The following is a 4,816-nucleotide window of genomic DNA, read 5'->3' as shown; positions in this document are numbered from 1 at the left end:
AGTGCATTCTGTGGTCCGCCACCGATGTTGTAAATCCGCCCACTCACCTGATCGATCCGCTCAAGTGCTGCCATGTAAGCGGCAATCAGATCGTCAACATAGAGCATATCGCGTACCTGTTTTCCGTCGCCATAGATCGTAATCGGGCGTCCAAGTAGTGCAGCAATGGCAAAATGTGCCGCCCAGCCCTGATCTTCAACACCAAACTGACGCGGACCGTAGATGCATGACTGGCGGAAAACAACCGTCTGCAAACCGTAAATACGGGCATAATCACGCACATATTGATCGGCAGCACCTTTGCTACAACCGTATGGCGAATGAAAATCGAGCAACTGATGCTCAGGCACTCCGGCAGGCAGGTCTCGGTAGCGGTAACGAGTAGCCTCTTCTACAACCGCCACTGTTTCCATGCCTCCATAGACCTTGTTTGTTGAAGCAAAAAAGACGATTGGCGGCTTCGGCGCCAGGCGAGCAGCTTCCAGAATATTCAGCGTTCCGAGAGCATTAATCTCAAAATCACTCCGCGGGTCCTGTACCGATGTCGTCACTGCCACCTGACCAGCCAGGTGATAGACCACATGGTGTCCTGGAATCACAGCCTGCATCGTAGCCGCATCGCGAATATCGGCCTGTACGAAGCGTAATTGTTTACCGTACCGTTCTTGCAGCCAGGCCAGATTGAGCGGCGTGCGCGGGCGGCTCAAGTTATCGACAATCGTAACCTGCTCGCCACGGGCGAGGAGATAATCGGCCAGATTACAACCAATAAAACCGGCGCCACCGGTGATGAGGTGAGACATATGTAGTGTTACCATCCGAAGTACACTGTTTTTTTCCGGCTAATTATAGCATGCCTGGTAAGTACAGCACGGAGGTGTATGCCTTTCCAATCTTCTTACCAAACCAACGCTTGCAAGTCCCAACGTAACCTCAGGTTATAGGCGACTATCTACAATGACGTGCGACGGACATTTGATAGACATCCGTCGCACACTTGTCTTCGAGCAAGTCAAATGATCCGCGAATTATTTATCTGACCATTCAACGGATAATATTCGGCACAAAGACACTATAAACCGTGCTAACTTTTTGTATTGTGATGGTAATCGTCACTGCTGGTAATCCTGGTGTACTCACCGTTAACGTAACAGGATAAACGCCATTTGCCACACTCGTGGCATTGACAGTGATCACCACATTACTTGGGTTGGTACTGCTTAACGTAGCACTGCTCAAGTTAGCTGTAATAATATTCTGACTGTCACCACTCTCGCTCAAGCTCAGGCTAAGCGCTGTTCCATCACGGGAGGTGAGTGGAATGGTATACGTATGCGAGGTTGAGCCATCAGTAAGCACGTACAATGCCGTAGTTGCTGCTTGTAAACCCGGTAAATTATATATCCCGTCATTCGTAGCTGAGCGGCGAAACTGGGGCCATGGTGCGTGGTAAGCAGGTTTCGTCTGATAGCCAGATGGCGGAACCTGAGGTGGGAACACCGATGCCAGATTCGTCCAGGCGAAGAGATGAGCGGTAATTGGAGGGGCTGCACTAGCACCGTTGACAAAGATATGACCACCGCCAATGACGACATCGAGTATGCCATCGCCGTTCACATCGCCGACAGCGGGTGTTGATTTGAGCGTGTACCATGCGTACAATGATGGCTGACTACCACAGGCTGGTGATAAGAAGCAGGTCATCTGTTGACCATCATAGCCTCTCAGGATCACCACACTCCACAAGTTAGCCGTCAACACTTCAACAATTCCATCACCGTTGATGTCTGCAATGACGGGCGATTGCAAATGCCCACCGTTTGGATCATTGAAACGAGTGCTCGGTTCTTCGTCATAGTTAGCACTATACGGAATGGTTCGCCATTTCGGGTTGGGATTTTCCGGATCCCAGGCAACTGTTTCACTGTGAGGAATACCGTTATCACCAGCCCAACCGACATTCACGACAATTTCGAGTCGCCCATCACCATCAATGTCACCTAGTGCCGGTGACGACTCCACGCATTCTGGGGCATTGAGGGTCTGCAACACAGCACCATCACTCATACGGAATATTTTGACCCAGCGGCCTGCTTTGGTGACTGGTGTATTGATGGAACTAACCGGAAAATAACAACTTGAGCCAATAACCAGTTCATCACCGGGATTGCTGGGCAGCACATCGCCAATAGCTGGTGAAGAGTAGAGTGCCTGATCGACATACGTGCGCCAGATAAAGCCGGTTTGAAACTCTATGCGTACTGGTGTTCGTGCTGCCGTGTCAAAGGCGTGCAAAAAGCCACCGTCCTGCGTTGGCGGTATTACGTGCGGATTAGCGCTGATGTCAGTGGCGGCAATCAGTTCTAGTTCAGGATCGTTATCAACATTGTAAAAAATTGGCGTTGACCAAATAGTATCAGCGGCGTGGTAGTACCAGCGCACAGTATAAGTTGTGCTTGTGGCTGCACTGAGCAAGTAGAGATTACGGTCAAGCCCACCAAATGCAATCTCTAATTTTCCATCGTTATCGGTATCAGCTAACGCGACAGAAGAAACGACACCGTATAAGTCTTCAGGTGGATAGCCTTGCTGTTGTTGCCATTGTCGCAGACTGAACCGCCAGGCGATCTGACCTGTTTGACCGTTTACTGCCACGATCCCACCATCACAATTCGATGGTAAAATCGTACCATAACCAACCACGATGTAAGAGACGCCATTACCGAGTAACTGACCAACAGCCGGGCTACTGTTGCCAACAGCATCGTCGGCTGCCGGTGTGCATGGTGCTGGTAACAGTTGCACCGGATTCCAGAGTTGTGTACCATCGGCCCGACGTACATGGAGAAACCCATCACTGGTCACAACAGCTACCTCTTTACTTGCCGGATTACCATCAATCTCGGCAATGACCGGTGAACTGCGAATGATTGGTTTATGGCCAAGATTGATCCCGTGGCGGGCAGATGTATCATGGGCTGGTGCTCCTGCACCGTAGGCGTTCGCATGAGTCCATCCTGGTAACGGTGGAGGCTGATCAGCGTACCCCGCCTGAACTGGAGGTGATGGAGTTGTACTGAACAGGAGGCAGAATAGTAAACCTGATAACAATATGAGCGATCGTATTGGAAGTCTCATAGAAAACATTCTCCTATTGAGCGAGATGATCCTTATCCTTGTAATTAGTGTAGGCGACAAATCTTACCGAAGAATAACCAAGTTGGCTGTCTAAGATGACAGAAAAGACTCGGTGCATTTTGGTTGAGCTATCGAATTAGGATGTACATGAGTTTCACACCTTTCGGATTGAAATCCGACGCAGAATCGTTACCGTGCTCGCTCAGATGCTCTAGGAGAATGGGAGAACCTCTCGCACATAGAATGACGGAGTCACCATGTGTTCGATGCCCATACCGGATGGTGGCAAGATTTGACCGAGTGATCGAGCTGTCGCCATTACTAAGCAGGTCACGCACGTAGTGGAACGGTTAACAATAAAGCAGATGGGATGGCGCCAGGCAGATGATGTTACGTATCGTTCTGCCTAATCGCCTGTGTGATTCTGTATCATCTCCCAAATGTGTTCTCGGCTTGTGACGGACTTGTCTCATTCGGAATCTAAACGACTATGGCAGCAAACAGCAGAAGTGCGCAACCGTGCTATGCCCTTCCTGCATTTGCGGAATAGATTACCGGTCGTTCTGAATATTGAGCAATCGGTCATGCAAACGGGCTTGCTCACGCTCCAGACGACGATAGTTGTTTCTTGTCTGAATAAGGAGGTTGAAAAGTTCTTCTATCAATTGTATAGTCACATCGCTCGTTTGTTGTCGGTCGATAGGTGACGAGACCTTTGTTTCTGATCGTAACCATTTCAACCATTCTCTTAAAGAATGACCTACGGTTGGGTTGCGATCACCGTTATAATCACCGCTCAGCGTATAGTCTTGTCTTAATGCAGAAAGTTTGCTATGAACTTCCTCTAAAAGCTTCCAGTCACCATACTGCTCGCACATTTTTTGAATGAGCGAGATCAAATGTGACTCAAAACGATCATAGGTAAAATTAAGCGCACGTCGGATACCACGTTGGGCAAATGTTGTGATCATGGAGCGTGGTTGTAAGAACATCCTCAGTGTGTTGACAAAATTGTCAATCAGAATACTCCAGGTAAAGTGATTCTGGACATATGTATATCCGCGTTCACCCAACATCGTTGCTACTTCAGGATGTTCGAGTAACGTATCGATGGCTGTGATGAAGCTGGCAGCATCATGACAGGCATACCCTCCGCCACTACGTTCAACGTGCTCACGGGTCACCGCACAGTCGGCATGCACAATAACCGGGCGACGTTGCTGCCAGGCTTCCATCATGACGATCGAGAAGCTCTCATTCAGCGAGAGTTGACATAAAGCAACACTTGCACTATAAGCGTCATTCAAATCCTGCCAATCAATTACACCTAAACATACAATATCGGTTCGCGCAGGTAAACTGATCTCCCCTTTGCCTGTCAGGACAAGTGTTAGATTGCTCTCGGGACGAGCCTGTTTATAGGCGACAAACCACTCGATGAGCAACGGAACATTCTTCGCAGTTTCTAGCCGTCCGCTATACAGTAGGAAGGGGGTGTCGATACCGGTGCGTTTACGAAAGCGGTCGGGATCACCGTGTAGCGGCTGATCGGGGAACCCATACCCTAACACGGCGGTAAATGGATTCGCCACTTGTAGCTTCTTACGAGCCAATTGCTCTTCAGCGGGGGTATTGAAGAATATTCCACGAGCCTCTTCGAGCATCTCACGGAAGATGG

The 4,816-nt window shown here is 49.4% G+C and carries 3 protein-coding genes; all 3 read right to left on the bottom strand.

The window, feature by feature from the left end:
- Window positions 1–803 (bottom strand): NAD-dependent epimerase/dehydratase family protein (locus JE47_RS0119490; protein WP_031461350.1); only part of this gene is annotated, 803 nt, incomplete at its 3' end.
- Window positions 804–1,044: 241 nt separating this feature from the next.
- A complete protein-coding gene (locus JE47_RS0119485; protein ID WP_031461349.1) occupies window positions 1,045–3,138 on the bottom strand; it encodes an FG-GAP repeat domain-containing protein in 2,094 nt (697 codons plus the stop codon).
- Between the two features lie 551 nt (window positions 3,139–3,689).
- Window positions 3,690–4,816 (bottom strand): glycosyltransferase family 4 protein (locus tag JE47_RS21155; RefSeq protein ID WP_031461348.1); only part of this gene is annotated, 1,127 nt, incomplete at its 5' end.

This window comes from Chloroflexus sp. MS-G (assembly GCF_000735195.1).
In the GTDB taxonomy this organism is placed as follows: Bacteria; Chloroflexota; Chloroflexia; order Chloroflexales; family Chloroflexaceae; genus Chloroflexus.
Note: the sequence above shows the minus strand (reverse complement) of the source record. Positions and strands in the feature narration are given on the sequence as shown.